Source organism: Lysinibacillus sp. G01H, assembly GCF_028872195.1.
GTDB classification, from domain to species: domain Bacteria; phylum Bacillota; class Bacilli; order Bacillales_A; family Planococcaceae; genus Lysinibacillus; species Lysinibacillus capsici.
Map to the genome: position 1 here is coordinate 2,635,378 of NZ_CP118397.1, position 17,727 is coordinate 2,653,104.

The window sequence follows — 17,727 nt, forward strand, 5'->3', positions numbered from 1 at the left end:
TCAACTCAGGATTTTTAGTCAAACTTTTTTATACACGTCGTGACTTATTTCAAATCTATATTTGTATATATTTAGTTGTAAGCCTGTCTTATTTTTTTGCTTTTAATTAAATATTCTCTTACATAATAGCTTCTACATGAACCTTTTAAAACTAGTTTATCTAACAAAAATAAGTAATTTTTAAATACATCTTTAGAAATAAGCATATTACTATTTTTCACTAAATATTTTTGGAAAGCCATTTCTAAATAAAACACTGTATTACTGGACAATATAGAACCCTTTGTTTTTAAAATACTCGAAAGTATTAATATCCCCTCTTCAAAAAATTCATCTGGAAAATGATAAATTAATGAACTTAGACTCTCATAAACATCTAAATTTCCACCTGCTTGCTCAACAAATGATAAAATATCCTTTTTTCCTTTTAATATATTCATGTTTTCATAATCTAGTTTTTGCCAAGGAGTGTCTGCATGTAGCATTCCTCTAATTAATTTCTTATAATCCCTTATTTTATCATTATAAATATCATCACCATCTATTGAACACGCGATGTCTTGTACTGTTGCAGAAACTAATCTCCATATAGACCAATAAATTTCTAATATGTTATTTTCCTCACAGACGTACTCTAAATTTGTAAACAAACTATTCATTAACTCCGGCGCTTTTTTACAGCTTTCAATAAATAAATCTTTAAGTATTCCAATATTCTTCTCCTGTGTGTTTATAGATATAATTTCAGCTAGTCTTTTTAAATAATCATACTTCGTATCAATATCTAATCTCAATTTCTCTCGATGTCTAAATCCATAATTTTTATTTTCTATAGTTATTAATAAATCAAATGATTTTACAAGAAAATTAATGGAAATAAATGATTTTAAATTGCCATCAATTGCATAAATCATATTCAAGATTTCATCTATATCATATGAATCTATTACTATGCTATCTAACTTTTCTGTTATATCCCCTTTTGCTAAAAGAGCACTTTCGCGTAAATCATGTAATGCAGCAATATATATTTCATCTGATGATGTATAATATTTTTTATTTAAAAATGAGTAGTCTATCATGCAAATCAAACATTTTTTATAAAATTCTTCATCTTTCACTTGAAGCTCTTTTAATAGCTTAGCAACTTCAACTCTTATTAATTTATTTGGATGAGTTAGACCTATAATAATTATTTTTCGGATAACTTCTTTAACTTCTTCATCCTCAATCTTCCAATATATTTTCACTAGAGAAAGAAATGCTGATACTTCACCTAACATATCCACTTTATCATTAATTGTATGACTGTTATCTATATTTCGCATAGCGTATTCATATACTATCCTCACTAGTAGTTCCAATTCTTCCTGGTTTAAATCTGAATAAAACTCTGTTATGCAAATAGAACAAGCCTTAATAATAATTGATACGTAAAGGCTAGTAATTGATTCCTTTGAAGATGGTATTTCTTCTATTAAATCTTTTATTTCTTTTATTAACTCTGTTGAATCTTTAAATATATCTTCACTAGTTTGTTCTTTTTTTAGTTTATCGTTTGTCCAAATCATTAAACGATCTATCCTAAATTTTAATAGAGACTTATCTTCATTATTTATGTGATTTTTTTCTAAATCAGGCTTACCACTAGAAGGTATAATAACTTGATTGTTTTCTTCATCAAATTTTACTTTCCGATCCCTAGTATCGACTTTGTTTATAAAGAACCTTTCATCAACATTTAAATTTTCCCTCTTTTTAAATCTGTCTATAATTAAAAATATCTCTTCTTGTAGCTCTGAGAATTGTAAAGTTATTAATAAATCCTCCAAATTTTTTTGACGCCAAGTAAATTCATTAGATTGTTTTCTTTCTAGATAAAATATCTCTTTAAGTGGATTTCTATCGAAATAATTATTATGATGATTTATTATAAGGAACTCATTATGATACCTGCTAAAGTCCAAAGAATAAAACTCAAAAACTTTTAAAATAGGTACAGCAAATTTACCACATTTTTCAGGATATCCCGTTGCTACTGCGGCTAAAATAGACGTTGTTGCTACGGAATTGCTATTCTTTAAAACATATTCATAAATCCATCTAATATCCGTTTCCTCACCATATTTTACATATGATATTATCCAATTTTCCAATGCCATTAAGGCTGATTTAATTACTGATGGAATACCTACTTTTCCTCTATATGCATTCCATAAACGATGAGATAAATACTGCTGAATTTTCAAGTTGTCGCTAATTTCAATTTTGATTATAGGAACTGAAACTTCATCTTTAAAATAAATAAAATCATTATAATTATTCTGACTCTCTAAATTTGTATATACATACTTCTCCACAGATGTATTAACTAAATTTAATATAAAATCTAAACCTTTTATGCTATGCCATTTTAAAATATCTGCAAACGGTCCTTTTAAACCACTTGGAGGAGAAAACTTATAAGGTATTCCATAATCTTCAATTCCAAAACACTCATCTACTTTTATACTTCCATAGTATCTCTGATACCTAGAATGTTTATCTTCTTCTTTGATAAAAATAGCATGATAGGCTAATTTAATCACTTCATCCGGCAAATACTTACACATACTTCTTGTCTCTATATCTACAAGAGCTTTTTGCAAAAATTCATCCTCATAAATATTTTTATTCGGATTATTGACTATCTCACTTATTAAATTTGTTAGTTCATTCTCTATACTATAAGGTATTCGTAACATTACACTTATAATTTCTGATATCTCTTTTTTATACCGATAATTACCCTTGATTTTTTCTAGTATTTCTAAACATATCAACCCTACTACCCTCGCATCTGTTCGCTCCTCATCTATATGTAGAATATATCCCCACGCTTTTAATGTTTGAATAAGTTCTGTTAATATGTCATCCAATATTTGAGTTCTATTCTCATAAATAAAATTAAACAAATCCATCCAACCTGGCCCGTATGGCTTTAAAAATAGTATATTAGAAATCCCCTCAGATTTCTCTGAATCTTCTCTAGGAGTCATACAAGCAACTCTTAAAATAAAACATACTTTCTTTAATAAGTTACATTCATTATTCATTAATTCTGTACTTATTTTATTTAATATGATATCTGCATGATTTGATAATAGTAATGCAGTTAATATTTCATCTTTCCACCTTTGTGGAATATCAGATTTCACAAGTGAGTTTTTAATAAAGTTTGACATATCTGTTCCAAATCGTAATTTTTGTTGCAACCATATTCTAAATGCTCTACCGATAGCTGGAGTTTCTCCTATTGCTTCAATAAAATTTTTCGCTTCATCATGCTCATTATATTTTCTTTCAATAAAATATGTTAAAGCCCAATCCTCAAACACATCATGTAAAGGACTCACTAGTTCATTTTTTCTGTCTCTAATGATTAAACTATCATTTTCTAATTTAAAAATTACTTCCGGATTATATTTTTCTATCGGAACGCCGAAGGACATTTCTTTAGCCCTTTGTAATGCGATATTTATAAAAGCTTCTTTCCTTTTTAATGGCATACCATTAGCTCGTTCATTCTCATTAGAGATTACATATTTCCAAACACAATTTTGAAACTCTTCTTCCGTCGTATCGAGATTAATTTCTGTGTTCGAAAACATTAACCTATGGCCTAGGTCTAACATAAAAGGGTTTCTCATTAAATCTTTGAGATTTTTATTTTTGATAAGAGGTTCTAAAATTTTAAGATTAGTAGTAATTTCTTTTAATTGTTCATTATCAAAATCTTGAATAATTAAAGAATTAAAGTCCATTTGATATGGTTGTAAGTAATTGAAACATATTTCCTGATAGGCATAAGTTCTTCCAGTGCAGATAACTGTCCAATCCCCCGTAGATTTAATAAATTGAAGTAAATCTACAAATGCTTGTCCATTTTCTAACTCTAGTAATTTTTCAACTGACTCTATAATTAAATACTTTTTAGGGATTAAACTAAGACATAAAGATATATCCTGAATAGAACTTTTTAACCCTATCGATGTAAAAACTTGATTGAGATGTGATTGATTAAAATCTTCTATTCTAAAACAATATATGGGTATATTTTTTTCTAAATTTTTAATAAAAGCCTTTAAAAGGCTAGATTTTCCACTTCCTCTTTCTCCTGTAATATAAATAAATTGATGTTTATTACACATTTCAATCAAAGTATCCATATCTTTTTTGCGACTTACATTGTATCCGCCAATATTGTTTTTTATAGAAGAGATTATATACTGACTATGATCCTCTAATTTTCTTAAATCACTTGTCCAATATCTTGTGAAGGTTTTTTGAAAAGGCTCCATTAAGTAATCTGGAATTTTATCAAGAGTAATTGTTCCAGCATTTTGATTGTAGGTTCTAATATAATCCAAGGCCCTGTTCCAAACAGTACTAGGAGTTTCAATTCCACATACAGATAAAAAAGATTTTACCAGACTTAAATCCCGACTATTTTCAACATCTAAATCGTATCCAATAATATGGAAAGAACGTAAAAACTCCCACAATTCCTTATCATCTATATCTTGATTATTATTAGCTTGTTTTAATTGAGCCTTAAATGAATTCAATTTTGCTTGCTTTTCATTACTACTAAACTTAGGCATATTAACTTTATCAATAAATTCAACTTCATTTTCTGAGCATCTTGCCCATTCTAAAATAACTCTAGTATTTTTAATATCTGTATTACTTAATGGACCTGTAACTAATACAATGGTATCTTCATCTTTATTAAATAAACTTTGATTATTAAAATCATTCCAAGCAGCTTGTATAACATCCTTAAAAACATCATTTGACGCACTGATACTTATAGAATTTTTTACTTGTCCTAATATTTTTTGTTCTTTATGAGTCAAAAGATTCTTTCCAAAAACAATAAAGTCATCCGTGTCATATCCATCATACTTACCTTGTAATTTAATTTTTTTTATTTCAATATTAGGTAAAAATGGCATGTAACTTTTACTTAGCATTGATATTAAAAACAATGCTTGAACTTTATTTTCAAAATTACCTCCACCACCACCTGTTGAAATCGGGTTACTTTGTTCTTTCGAATTATTCATCAAAAATCCCCCTAAATTTATATTTTCCTGTTTAAAAATAAACTTGCTGTTTTCCAACCAATAATACGGTGAGCACGACCACTTGAAGGAACATTTTGTATGATAATCCAAGGCTGTAAAGAGCAATTTCCCTTGCCCTCTTTACGTTTTGACATAAAATCCTTCCTTAGCTTTTTTCTAAAACAATTACTCCATCAAGTCCAATAGAAAATTTCTCATTTTCTAATTCATGATTAGATAATTTTTCAAATCTATCTAACACCGAATTCAGATCTTTGTTAATATTTGTAAGATTTTCTTGTACTAAATTCTCCTTTGACACTAATGGATTTAATATTTGATAAATTTCTTCTAGTAGACCAATTGAGCAGTTTAATGCATCAATATCGATAATTCTAAATTTAACCTTCGATAATTTATGTAACTCTATTATTTTAGATTGTTGTACACTTAGAAAATTTACTAGATGTGAATATTGTTTATAAACCATTTCATCGCCATTTACTTTAACTATTTTATCTTTTTCCTCTACTGGATCAATAATATGCTGCATCATTTCACCATTTAAATTAGGATGAGTGGCTATTATTAATTTTTCTAAATTAGAGCTTGCTTGATTAAAAGTTGAAGTAACTCCTGAAACTGTATAATCAATTTGTGTTATAGCTTCTAATTGACTTTCTGCTTTTATGATATGTTTATTTGTAAAATAATTGCTACAAGCTGTAGACCCTTTAGCCTCAACTATATAAGATTGTCCTGTTCTATGATTTATTCCCCAAAGATCTGGGTTTTTTAAATCTCCTGGTAAAGATGTTGGAGTAATACCTGGATTTTTCAAATGCTCTAAATGTCTTACATTATACATTTTTTGCATATGTATTTGGGCGAAAACCATTCCTATAAAATAAGCCACTGTTACTTTTTCACTCATCTCTAAATCGCTTGCATTTTTAATAATAAAGGGCGAAGTTGTATCAATAAAGGCAAGCATAGTAGAAATTTTCCATTCTAATAACTCTTTACTAAGACTTAGATGTGCTTTAGGAGCTAAACCTGTAATTACAGCTCCTCTTATCAAAGTTAATTTGTTAGCATAAAATGATTGGCTAGAAGCATGAACAGCATTTCTGTCTATATAATCTGTCACACTAGAATAATTATTATATTTTATACTCATATCTTTTCTCCTTTATAAAAAACATCAGTTCACTTATTTCAATTATAATGATCGGATAATGTACTTTCCATATTTAAACAGCTTCATTATTCGTTAACTACTTTTTGGCTCCTTTGTTTCGTTCTACTTTGTAACAACTGGTAACTAAAAAAGCCGGTACCCTCGGATTTTGAGAATATCGACTTTTATACTTTTTTGTTCAATATCATCAGTGTATCAAATTTCTTCAAACAAGATGAGTAATCCAATGAGGATTCATTTTAGCTACTTATAAAGGTGCATCTAGTTGGATAAAAATTATGAAGTTTTTCATTACATCTGATCTCATGGTTGTTTATACTAATTATGAACCATCAAATCCGCTAAGGCGAAGTGCGTCCGGATTCATCTCTCCTCCCTAGAGGTAGGATTCTTCCGCTGAATGAACATAAAATAGTATCATATTTTAAAGTTTATCCAAATAAAATTCTTTGTTTAGTTTTAGCCTTTTTGTTTTCCATACGTACTAAAAACTTCATTAGCAATATTTAATATTAAACGAACCTCAGCTTCGCTTTTATCTTCTATTAGATTTTGCAAGATCATAATCAATTCTTTTTTTTCAAAATACTTATTATCAAAATTGATACTATCAAATTTAAAGATACTGCTAGGTGTTTCTTTCAAGCCTTCAGTAATTTTTTCTAAGGTTTGGATAGTAATATTCCTATCCCCTCTTTCAACCCCTGCCAAATATGAAGTTTGCAGACCACATTTTTCAGCTAATTCTTCCTGAGTGAGTTTTTTCATTTTCCGTATTTCTTTGATATTGCTACCAACTAATTTTACTAAACTTTCCACAAAATCACCTCACATTTAGACTATGTGAGGTTTGTACCACCTTACAGTTGCATATAGTATAAATTTGATTGAATTATGTACTTATAAGTACTATAATGTTTTAGTATTAAATTTTCTTAAGGAGTTTTTATTATGAGTAATAACTTACCTTCAAATATAGCAATAGAAAATGTATTACAATCTAAGATGCGTGGCCGTGTTACTTATCAAGGCTTTGTCTCATCTCAGGTCGCTGTCAACTTCTCATATTCTAAACTATATAATGATCCTTCTGGTAAAGGCTATCAGCGCCCTATAGATAAAAAACGATGCAAAGATTTTGCAAATTATCTTTCTCAAGGTGAAGATGCCCTTTATACACCTATCTTATTAAATGCCTCTGGTAATTGGGAATTTCATGCATATGATAGTCATAGAAAAAATTTTGGAAGACTTATTTGTAAGAAGAAAGGTACATTAATGGATGGTCAACATAGGTTGGGTGGGATTAAAGAATATATAACTGAGACAGATAGTACCTTGAATGTTCCATTTCTTGCGTTTCATTATTTGGATGATGATGAAGAAATTAAATTCTTTGATATAATAAATACAAAAGCTAAAGGGATTGGTACATCATTAAGTCGCTATCTTAATAGAGATAATGATGATATTAGCTGGATAGCTACAAATTTAATCCTCAAACCTGAAAGCCCCTTTTTCAGTAAAGGAACCTTAATTGGAAAAAGAACTAGAGAAAAAAATATAACACTTCAAAATTTATACAATTTAGTAAAACTACTAACTAAAAAATCAAATCTAACGAACCTTTCTAAAGAAAAAAAGCTAAATTTAGTTCTTTTCTACTTTAATTTAATCAAAGAATTATTCCCTGATGAATGGGATGATAACAAATTATATAGACTTACACATATTACTTGCCTAAATGCATTAGCTATAGCAGGAAATCAAATTATTAATAATAATTATTTGACCAAGTCTCAACAGCCTGACTCAATTAAAATAGCCAATCTCTTAGTGAATCTAAAAGTTATAGATTGGTCTTCAAGTGGCGATTTAAAGTACCTTAAAGGTGCTGCAGGGTCAAAAATGCTAGCTGATGATATTTTGAATTGTTTAAAAAATTAAAGTTCACTAAAAAACCTTTTTTGAACAATTTGGTCAAAAAAGGTTTTTTAACTTTAAATATTTTCATATACTTTTCCTAAGTCTTTTTTTAGTTGAAATTGCAATTGTTCCTTTTCTTGTTCTAGGGTTGCGATTTTTCGATTTAAATTTTCTATTTTATTCTTTAAAGCTTCAATGATAACATCTTTAGATGTTTCAGATACATTTCTTTTAAAACTTTTAACAGAAGATAAACCTTCTTGTTGCTTACGAAGATACTCTATACGATCTCTTATCGTCTGTTCTTTATAGAGAAATGTCTTTGACACATTTGCAGCATGAGAAACTGAATTAAAATTAATATTTATATTTTCTTTTAACATTTTTTTAATTGCTGTTTCAACTTTTGCTTTTGCATTCACCTTTTTCTCTGTTGCATGCGATAATAAACCCTCTATATTAGGATTGTTATTTGCCATTTGTTTCACGCTCATTTCCTATGTATTCACGTTTGTGCTTCGGCAAACCTAAAATACCCGTTCCATATTGAATGGAGTCTCTAATTTCTTTATATTTTTTTAATTTTGGTTCTATTAGTTCTAATGAACGTGTACGGCCACTTTTTTTATAAATTTCTATATCGGCTTCCATTTTCGATATTTGATCATTATAATAACTAATAAATGTTTGATCAACATGAAAACTTCTACATCCGTTTTTAATACAAGGTGGTTCTAGCGTTTGCTCTAAAAAATCACAGCTTAATTTAGGACTTTTTATACAAAAACCATGATCTAAACGAATAGAATCCATATTATGTCTAATCCATTCTAGTTCTAATCCATTCTCTTCAACTTGTTCGCTAAGAACTGCCTCTACAATTGTTCCAGTTTCATCTATCCGAATAGAACTTTGAACCTTTTCCCATTCCTTACGTAAAGTACTATCTAAGATTTTTGCATAGGTAAGAGTCATTTCAGGACTTGTATGAGCCATTAATTTTTGGACATGAATAATATTCATCCCATTGTTGAGTAAATTCATTCCATATCTATGCCTAAAAGCGTGATTTTTAAAATAATAAACTTCTCCATTCTTATCTAAAATTTTACACTTTTCTGCTAAACGATTTAATTCATTTCTTACTTTGCTTTGGGAAAATGCCTTCCCTCTATTTTTACCGAATAAAACTGGGAATAGAAAGTTATTTGGATTGCTTTTTATTGTTAAAATTTCATTTGTTATTTTTTGCTGTATTTTCACAATAGCTACTATTTCTTCAGAAATGGGGACAATATGATTTTCTAACCTTACTTTTCGTTGATCTCCAGCTAACCACCAACCATTATGTTTGTACAGTAAACAATTAATATTAAGTTGACAAACATCAGATACACGAAATCCCGTTGCTTCCATTAATAGAACTATTCTTGCAACTTCAGGGTCCACCATATGAAGATTTTCTTGAACCTGTTCCCACACATAATTTGGAATATGTTTAATATGGTCTTCATAAATTTTGTGCTTACGTTTTGGGTAGTCTTCTGGATAAATTAACATATTTACAGGTGTAATTGGTGCTTCATCCCAATTGTAATCCTGTAAGTACTCTATAAATCTTTTAACATTTGAAATACAATCCAAAACATGCCTATCACTAGGAACTCTATTTTTCACATAACTTCTCCCTCCCATTTCAACATTTCGAACATAAAGCAAAAAATCTTCAATATTTTTCCGATTCAGATTTTTTAAATCCTTCCAATCCGGATATTCTTTTACTATAAAATCAAAGAATAAGTATACCTTTTTTAATATATTTTGAGCAGTAGAAAAAGTTATTTTTTGTTGTACAAGTAAATTTTGATACATATATCTTTTTACTAACTCACGAAATGATTGTTTAATATTTTCAAAATTAATATACTTATCTCTTCGTGACATGTTATATGAAATTCCTAACCTCTCTACATTCCACCTGTCTTTTTCATGTTCTGGTCTTTCATCATAAAAATCTACTAAAAATAAATAAAAAGCTTTAAGAGTAGTTATATACATCGATGTTCTTTCTCTTCTCTCGCTTATTTTAACTAAAGGTTTTCCAGAAAAAACTAAATACTGTTTATATTTTAATAGAATTTCTTCATAAGGAATCTCGGTTATAGATTTAATTTTCGGATATTCCTTCTCTAAAAAAAGAACGACCGGCTTGAGATATGGGTATGTTATATAAATAAATGATGACATTTTCCACCATTCATTTTTCAATCCAAAACTTGAATAGTACTTTACTTCTACTTTAATATAAATATTTTTAATATAACTGAAATTAACTACTTTTCTATCTTTTGTATTTCCAAGACGCTCTTGATATGGGAAATCTTCTATTTTCCATATATCTGGTTGCCAATAACCCTCTAATAAATCTTCTATTTTAGATTTTAATAAGGTAATAGAATTGTTATTCATATATCCCCCTCCCCTTTACTTTGGATTTTTTCCCAACTTCTTCTTATCGTTTCATCAGTAGGATGGATATACATGTCCATAGTTGTTTGAACATGGTTATGGCCTAATAATTTTTGGATTATCGATACTTCGACTCCCGAATCATGAAGATTGGTAGCAAATGAATGGCGAAGCATATGCGCTGTAAAATCAACTCCTGTTTTTTTACTAATTCTTTTAACTAACGCTTGGAGTGTCCAATATTTAACTGGCTGACCTTTATTTTTACCCCTTAGGTTAATAAACACATGGTTTGTATCAATTTCAGCTGTATGGTAATCAATAATATAATCTTGAAATTGGTTCATCGTTTCTTTAGAAATATAAACTTTACGTTTTTCACCTGCTTTAGTTTTAGATTTACGCACAATAATGCTATTTTCGTTAATATTAAAATCTTCAATCCATAAGCTTAACAATTCTGACGCTCTCACTCCACTTTCATACATTATACGTATCATTAATTCATCTCGAATATTATTGCAGGCTAGATGAATCTTTTTCGCTTGCTCTTTTGTTAGAGTTTTTATTATCCTACGTGGTTCTTTAATTTTTAAAATATTTTTGAATGTCACATTAGAAGATATATGGTCTAGAAAACCCTTAAATTTCCGGTTCTTTATTTTCATACTCTTAAGGACATTACCTTTTATATCCTTATGAATTTGATTATTTCTATATAAATAATCATAAAAGTCAATTACACAATTAATAATTAAATTAATAGTACTTTCACTTCTTTTAGATAGATTAATGTCATCTTTCTTTATTAAATCTCGGACATTATCCTTTTTTTCTGAACACCTGAGCCAACTGATGAAACTTGATAATAAATTTAAATCAACATCATTTAAATTTTTATTTTCAATGATTAGATATTCCCAATATAGTTTAAGATGATAGCAATACGTTTTAAGAGTATTTGGAGCTTTACCTAAGTTATCTTTATACTTTATATACTTCATAATGGCCTTAATAGGTTCTCCATTCTCGTTTAAGGCTATCCATCTTTTTTCTCCTGAATGAATTATTATCTCATATACTTTAACCACATTATCCCCTCCTAATAAATTCATTGAATACGTTGAATACTATAATTTTTTACTATTTTTATGAAATAAACAACAATAAAAAATAAGGGAGGATGTATCATTAAATACTATACATCCCCCCAATAATTATACTATTGATTACATCGTTCCTCTATCTCTTATCATTTTTCCACTCCTTATGCTAAATGCCCGCCCACTAAGCGATTCCGTGAAATAGCCGTACCAGCGCTGGTATAGGAGGCTGCTCGTAATAAGGCCACCACTCCATATTTTCTACGAATCGCATCCATGACATGACCAATGACCTGCCGCTGGTCCTTACGCTCATCAAATAAATCAAGCTGAATGCTACGTTCTGGCTCTAAGTTTGTCAGTCTAACAGATAATTGACGCGCTGGCTCACCCGCAAAATGCTCATCTAGTAAGGCCAGACAAGCCTGATACATAACAAGAGTCTCATTGGTTGGACTTTCGATGGTTCTTGAGCGATGGAACCCTTTCGTCATCGCATTGCGACTGTAAGAGAGCCCCAGGCTAACAGTCCGCCCGACATAGCCTGCTTCCCGTGTACGTCGCATCACATCCTCACACATTTCGAGGAGTACAACCGCAATATCCCTTCGTGTGTGATAATCCTTCATGAGCATTTGGCCCTTCCCAAAGCTTAATGCCGCATTGTTCACTAATGGCTCACCTAATGTGGAGAGATCAATGCCCCATGCATGGTAATAGTATTGATTACCCATAATACCAAAGCGCTTTTCTAATTCGGCTAAATCGGCATGGGCTAATCCACCGACTGTTTGGATGCCCATCGCATTTAAATTGGCTGCCATCTGTTTCCCAATCCCCCACATATCAGACAGAGGACGCACGGGCCAAAGCTTTGTTGGCACATCGGCATAGGTCCATTTGGCAAAGCCTGTTTTTTTTGCCTCTAAATCTAATGCTAATTTAGCCATCAACATGTTTGGTCCCATGCCAATGGCGGACGGAATGCGAAACTTTTCATAGATGTCTTCCTGAATCAATTTGGCTACCTGCTCAGGCGAACCCCAAAGTTGCTCCGTGCCTGTTAGATCTATAAAGCTTTCATCCACACTATAAACATGGATCGCCTCTGGAGGGACATATTGTGCAATCAGACGCGTAATGGCCATGGACATCTCTAGAAAAAAGGACATTTTTGGTTCAAACAACTTAATATCTGGATGTTTGGGAATTTCATAACGCCGATTCCCTGTTTTAATGTTAAATTTTTCTTTCATCACTGGTGATGCAGCCAGCACAATACTGCCAGGTTGTTCAAAATTACCGATGACGGCAATTGGATCTGTCAGCACATCTAGCCCTTCTAGCATGGCAATACAACTTGCATAAAAGCACTTCATATCAATACAAAAAATATCTTTCTGTGGGAAATCGTTGTAATTCATATTACCTCAGACTCCCGTTGGAGAATGGGCAGAAGGGCTAGAACATTGTTAATACGAAACGTACGCTTCGCTAGCCTTGTAAAACAAAAGGCGGTAAAGGAATCACCTTTAATGTGGATGATTTTCACGCGCCTTTTCGTAATGGCACCTGATTCCGCTATATACATCATGTGGACGATTTGGTGACGATGCATGGCTTTTCTCAACTGCTCTTTCATGTTGAATGCTCCTTTACTGACTCTGTTTTCATTCATGTTGAACAGAGTTTTTAACAACCAAGAACAAACGTTTGTGTTTTTATTATACGCACGTATGTTCTGAAATAGAAGTGGTAATTTTAGCTAATTTTTATACAGACAGAGGCTAGCTGTAGCTAGGCATTTGTGTAAGTCTAGGAGCACCTAAAACATAATCTATGATGATGAATAGCTCAATTTATATGAGAAAGGATGTAAGTATCAGATCAAACATCGATTATAGCTCCCCTTCTGCAGCGTTCACTTTTGATGTCAATAAAAGTACGCTTTTTAAAAAAGACTCCCGAAATTACATTAATATTCTCGGTGTGGAACAATTAAATACATTAGAAAATACATCTTTACTTGATATTTTTTTAAGTAAAGACAATGTCATCGAGCCACATTACCATCAAAATGCAGCAGAGCTTGTCTATTGTATTGCAGGAGCAGCAACGGTTTCTCTATTGAATCCATTTACCAAGAAAATTCAACACTATCCTATCAAGCCTGGGCAGGTTGCCAATGTCCCACAGGGCTGGTGGCATTATGAAGTAGCCACAGAAGATGACACGCATCTACTTGCTATTTTTGATGCGCCAACGCCTGAGGTCATTTTAGGCTCTGATATCTTAAAATTCACACCAGCCCATATGATGGCCCATACGTATTGTTTAGATGAAGAACAATGGAAGAAAACGATTGCACCGATTGTTCCTACGACTTATATTGGACCAGCAAAAGGCTGTAATCGAATCGAGTCAGCAACGGATCAAGCCCCTTATAAACCAACCATGCCACAGCAATATATGAAACCATGTCCATACCCTTATCCCTACCGTTACCCTCCTTTGTACCCTTATGGTACCTACTATTAGCGACCTCTTATTCATTTTTTATTGTAAAAGATGAATAGAATGTCATTTACTGCTACATCCTAATCTTAAATCAAACTAAGAGTTAGGAAGTGTCAGGATGACAATGATAAATGAAAATCTAGCATCGCTACAATTTAAGGAGATTTTCAAGCTTTGGTCACAGCTTGGGATCAATCAAGGCTATATTGCTTCCAGTCATGCTTTTTTTAAGCATACGCGTGATAAAAACTTAAAAATCCTTACATTGGAATTTATTCAATGTTTAAAAGAGGAAAATAAACAGCTAACCCTGCTATTAAAGGAAAACGGTGTGCTGGCACCAACAGCATCGATAGAATACAGTAAAATGAAAATAACGGATATTCGTGGAAAATCTTTCATTAATGATGGCGAAATAAGTGCTATTTTATCGATGAATATTGCCTCCTCTTTGATTGCCGTAAGCCAAGCTTTAGAACTAGCAGTAAAGAAAACACATCTAACCAAATATGGTGAACTCCATATGCGTTATGCCCTACTTGGAGCGAAATTGATTGACCTAAGTAAGAGTAAAGGCTGGTTATTAGCCTCTACACACTAAAAAGAAGCCTCCGTTTGAATACCTAACGGAAGCTTTTTTTTAATCTTTATCGATTTCTTACGAACAGTAGCTTATACCATTGATTGACTAGGAATGGTAACACCGACAGGCTATAAATAAAGCCTAGCTGTGCTGGTGTTAATGGAGCTACCTCAAAGACCGTTGTAAGCATCGGCATAAATAAGACCATGTGTAAACTTAGCACACCAATGATAAAGGCGAACCACGTATATTTATTCGAAAATACACCAATCGCAAAGATAGATTGTTTGGATCGAGAATTAAAGCCATGCACTAACCTTGACAGGCATAGTGTTGTAAAGGCCATCGTGCTTGCTGTTAACGTATCGCCTGTCGATAAACCGATTTGAAACGCAATAATGGTGGAAATGGCGATTAATATCCCTTCAAGCACAACTTGTGTGGTAAAGGCTTTATTTAATAAAGGGGTATGAATGTTTCTAGGCTTGTCCTTCATTGTTTTCTTATTATTTGGCTCTAAACCGATGGCAATAGCAGGCAGACTATCTGTTAATAAGTTGATGAATAGAAGATGGACAGGTGCAAAAGGAACAGGTAAGCCCAGAACCGTTGCATATAACACGACAAAAATAGCGCCTGCATTTCCAGATAATAAGAACAGAATGGCATTTTTAATATTTGTATAGATGCTACGGCCATTGGCGATTGCTTTAACAATTGTTGAAAAATTATCATCCGTTAAAATCATGGATGAGGCATCTTTTGCAACCTCTGTGCCTGTTACACCCATAGCCACCCCAATATCAGCTTGCTTCAAAGCAGGTCCATCATTGACACCGTCTCCTGTCATGGCAACCACATGTCCTTTATCCTGCCATGCTTTAACAATTCGAATTTTTTGGGCGGGTGTAACACGGGCATAAACAGAATAATCCTGTACTTTATCTTGCAGCTCTTGATCCGTTAAGCCTTCGAGCGCATGTCCCTCTATAGCTTCAGCTGGATTTTGCAAAATACCAATTTGTTCGGCAATCGCGGTTGCTGTAATTTTATGGTCTCCTGTAATCATGACGGGTTTAATACCTGCCTTTATACAGCTTTCCACAGCCTCTTTCGACTCTTTTCTTGGAGGGTCCATCATCGCTACTAAGCCGACAAAGATTAAATCTCGTTCTGCTCGTGGATCGACTTTTTGTAGAGGCAATACCTCCTTATAAGCAATGGCTAGCACCCTTAAACCATTCATAGAAAAATCACGATTCACCGCCTCGATTTTCTGGCGATGCTGCGGGGTTATCTCAAAAATACCTGTTGATGTTTTGATTCGCGTCACTTTTGGTAAGAGTACATCCAGAGCCCCTTTGGTAATCATGATAGGCTGCTTGTCCATCTGATTGACAGTGCTCATAAGCTTCCTCGTCGAATCAAATGGAATTTCAGCCAATCGTGGATATTGCTCACGTATCTTCAATTCATCTAAACCATACTGTTTCCCCAATTTCACGAGCGCAATTTCTGTAGGATCACCAATCTCCTTCTGGTCACGCTCGACAGCATCACTACATAAAAGCGCTTTTACCATTAGCTCTTTTTCCACTGGATTTATTGGATTGAGCCAATCATGAGGAATTTTCTTCTGGTCCACAAAAACTTCCTGTACCACCATTTTATTTTCTGTTAAAGTACCTGTTTTATCAGAACAGATGACCGATACACTCCCCAAGCTCTCCACAGCATAAAGCTTGCGGATGATCGCATTTTCCTTTGCCATCTTTTGGGTGCCAAAAGCTAATACAATGGTCACGATAGAACTTAAAGCCTCAGGGATAGCCGCCACAGCAAGAGATACAGCAAACATAAAGGATTCCACTAATGCTCGTCCTCGGATAAGATCAATCGTAAAGATTGCTAAACAAATTAGCGTAATTCCTAAGGCTAATTTTTCACCGAATTGATCGAGACTAATTTGTAATGGCGTCTTCTTTTCCTTGGCTGTATCGAGTAAATTCGCAATTTTTCCGATTTCCGTCTGCATCCCAATTGCCGTAACCATCACGATGCCACGTCCATTGGTCACAAAACTTCCTGAGTACACCATATTTTTCTTATCCGCAATGGTGATATTCTGTTTCCGAATGGGGTCTGTACTTTTTGCCACAGCAATTGATTCGCCTGTAAGAGAGCTTTCGTTGATGTGTAAATTATGGCTTTCTAGTAGTCTTCCATCCGCATTAATATAATCTCCCGCCTCCAACATCAGAAGGTCGCCTACTACAATTTCTTCAGAAGGAATTTCTACTAGTTGATTATTACGCATGACCTTGGCAATGGGAGAGGTCAATGCTTTCAGATTATCTAATGATTGTTCGGCCTTCACATGCTGCACTGTACCTAAAATGGCATTTAAAATAACCACGATCATGATCACAATGGTGCTTTCTACTTCTCCTAGTAGAAAGGAAACGACGGCAGCAACGAGTAAAATGATGACCAATAAATCTTTGAATTGGCCCATAAAAACAGCCAACGTACTTGTTTTTTGCCCTTCCTCTAATACATTATAGCCATAGACTTGTTGCCTCTTTTGGACGTCATCATCAGTCAAACCTTGCGTGGTGACGTTCAATATCTTCATGACTTCAGCAGATGATTGTTGATGATATTCAGTCATTGAGTTCTCCTTCCATTTACAAGATTTGAAAGTCTCCTACTATTTTTCTTAAAAATAATATTCGTTCTTAAAATCTCAAACTTCTCAAATCTGTAAATTCATTAACTACAACAATCTATTCCATAGGTAATTAGAGTATGCTAAGAAAC

General features: G+C 32.5%; 13 protein-coding genes. 3 read left to right on the forward strand and 10 right to left on the reverse strand.

From position 1 onward, the window contains the following. Positions 1–71: 71 nt before the first annotated feature. From PSR12_RS13520 to PSR12_RS13535, 4 genes are all read right to left on the reverse strand, one after another. Positions 72–5,108 (reverse strand): hypothetical protein, encoded by a 5,037-nt coding sequence (locus tag PSR12_RS13520; protein WP_274769337.1) that lies wholly within the window; start codon positions 5,106–5,108, stop codon positions 72–74. A gap of 17 nt (positions 5,109–5,125) precedes the next feature. After that, positions 5,126–5,263 carry a hypothetical protein gene (locus PSR12_RS13525; protein ID WP_274769339.1) on the reverse strand — a complete coding sequence of 46 codons (138 nt, stop codon included), beginning with the start codon at positions 5,261–5,263 and terminating at the stop codon, positions 5,126–5,128. 11 nt (positions 5,264–5,274) lie between these two features. Beyond that, positions 5,275–6,288 carry a hypothetical protein gene (locus PSR12_RS13530; protein WP_274769341.1) on the reverse strand — a complete coding sequence of 338 codons (1,014 nt, stop codon included), beginning with the start codon at positions 6,286–6,288 and terminating at the stop codon, positions 5,275–5,277. Between the two features lie 480 nt (positions 6,289–6,768). Then, positions 6,769–7,128 (reverse strand): helix-turn-helix domain-containing protein, encoded by a 360-nt coding sequence (locus tag PSR12_RS13535; protein ID WP_274769343.1) that lies wholly within the window; start codon positions 7,126–7,128, stop codon positions 6,769–6,771. A 132-nt stretch (positions 7,129–7,260) separates the two neighbouring features. On the opposite strand from PSR12_RS13535, the gene PSR12_RS13540 reads away from it, so the two are divergent. After that, complete coding sequence (locus tag PSR12_RS13540; RefSeq protein WP_274769345.1) at positions 7,261–8,256, forward strand: DGQHR domain-containing protein; 996 nt, start codon at positions 7,261–7,263, stop codon at positions 8,254–8,256. Positions 8,257–8,309: 53 nt separating this feature from the next. Here PSR12_RS13540 and PSR12_RS13545 read toward each other — a convergent pair whose 3' ends face one another. From PSR12_RS13545 to PSR12_RS13565, 5 genes are all read right to left on the reverse strand, one after another. Beyond that, entirely contained in the window at positions 8,310–8,714 is a 405-nt protein-coding gene (locus PSR12_RS13545) for a DUF6262 family protein (protein ID WP_274769346.1), read from the reverse strand. Beyond that, positions 8,704–10,704: a tyrosine-type recombinase/integrase gene (locus tag PSR12_RS13550; protein ID WP_274769347.1), complete on the reverse strand. Its 2,001-nt coding sequence runs from the start codon at positions 10,702–10,704 to the stop codon at positions 8,704–8,706. Before PSR12_RS13550 ends, PSR12_RS13545 begins: the two co-directional genes overlap by 11 nt. Next, entirely contained in the window at positions 10,701–11,795 is a 1,095-nt protein-coding gene (locus tag PSR12_RS13555; protein ID WP_274769348.1) for a tyrosine-type recombinase/integrase, read from the reverse strand. The genes PSR12_RS13550 and PSR12_RS13555 overlap by 4 nt, the downstream gene beginning before the upstream one ends. A 176-nt stretch (positions 11,796–11,971) precedes the next feature. After that, the gene (locus PSR12_RS13560; protein ID WP_257522396.1) at positions 11,972–13,231 is read right to left on the reverse strand and encodes a Y-family DNA polymerase; all 1,260 of its coding nucleotides are present in this window, start codon (positions 13,229–13,231) and stop codon (positions 11,972–11,974) included. Further along, positions 13,228–13,449 (reverse strand): transcriptional regulator, encoded by a 222-nt coding sequence (locus PSR12_RS13565; protein WP_274769349.1) that lies wholly within the window; start codon positions 13,447–13,449, stop codon positions 13,228–13,230. Before PSR12_RS13565 ends, PSR12_RS13560 begins: the two co-directional genes overlap by 4 nt. 239 nt (positions 13,450–13,688) lie before the next feature. Between PSR12_RS13565 and PSR12_RS13570 the strand changes: the two genes are divergently transcribed. Beyond that, a complete protein-coding gene (locus PSR12_RS13570; protein WP_369354208.1) occupies positions 13,689–14,345 on the forward strand; it encodes a cupin domain-containing protein in 657 nt (218 codons plus the stop codon). Positions 14,346–14,442: 97 nt separating this feature from the next. After that, positions 14,443–14,925, forward strand: coding sequence for a DUF3231 family protein (locus PSR12_RS13575; protein ID WP_255600825.1), 483 nt, complete (start codon positions 14,443–14,445; stop codon positions 14,923–14,925). A 46-nt stretch (positions 14,926–14,971) separates the two neighbouring features. Here PSR12_RS13575 and PSR12_RS13580 read toward each other — a convergent pair whose 3' ends face one another. Beyond that, positions 14,972–17,578: a cation-translocating P-type ATPase gene (locus PSR12_RS13580; RefSeq protein ID WP_274769352.1), complete on the reverse strand. Its 2,607-nt coding sequence runs from the start codon at positions 17,576–17,578 to the stop codon at positions 14,972–14,974. Positions 17,579–17,727: the final 149 nt, after the last annotated feature.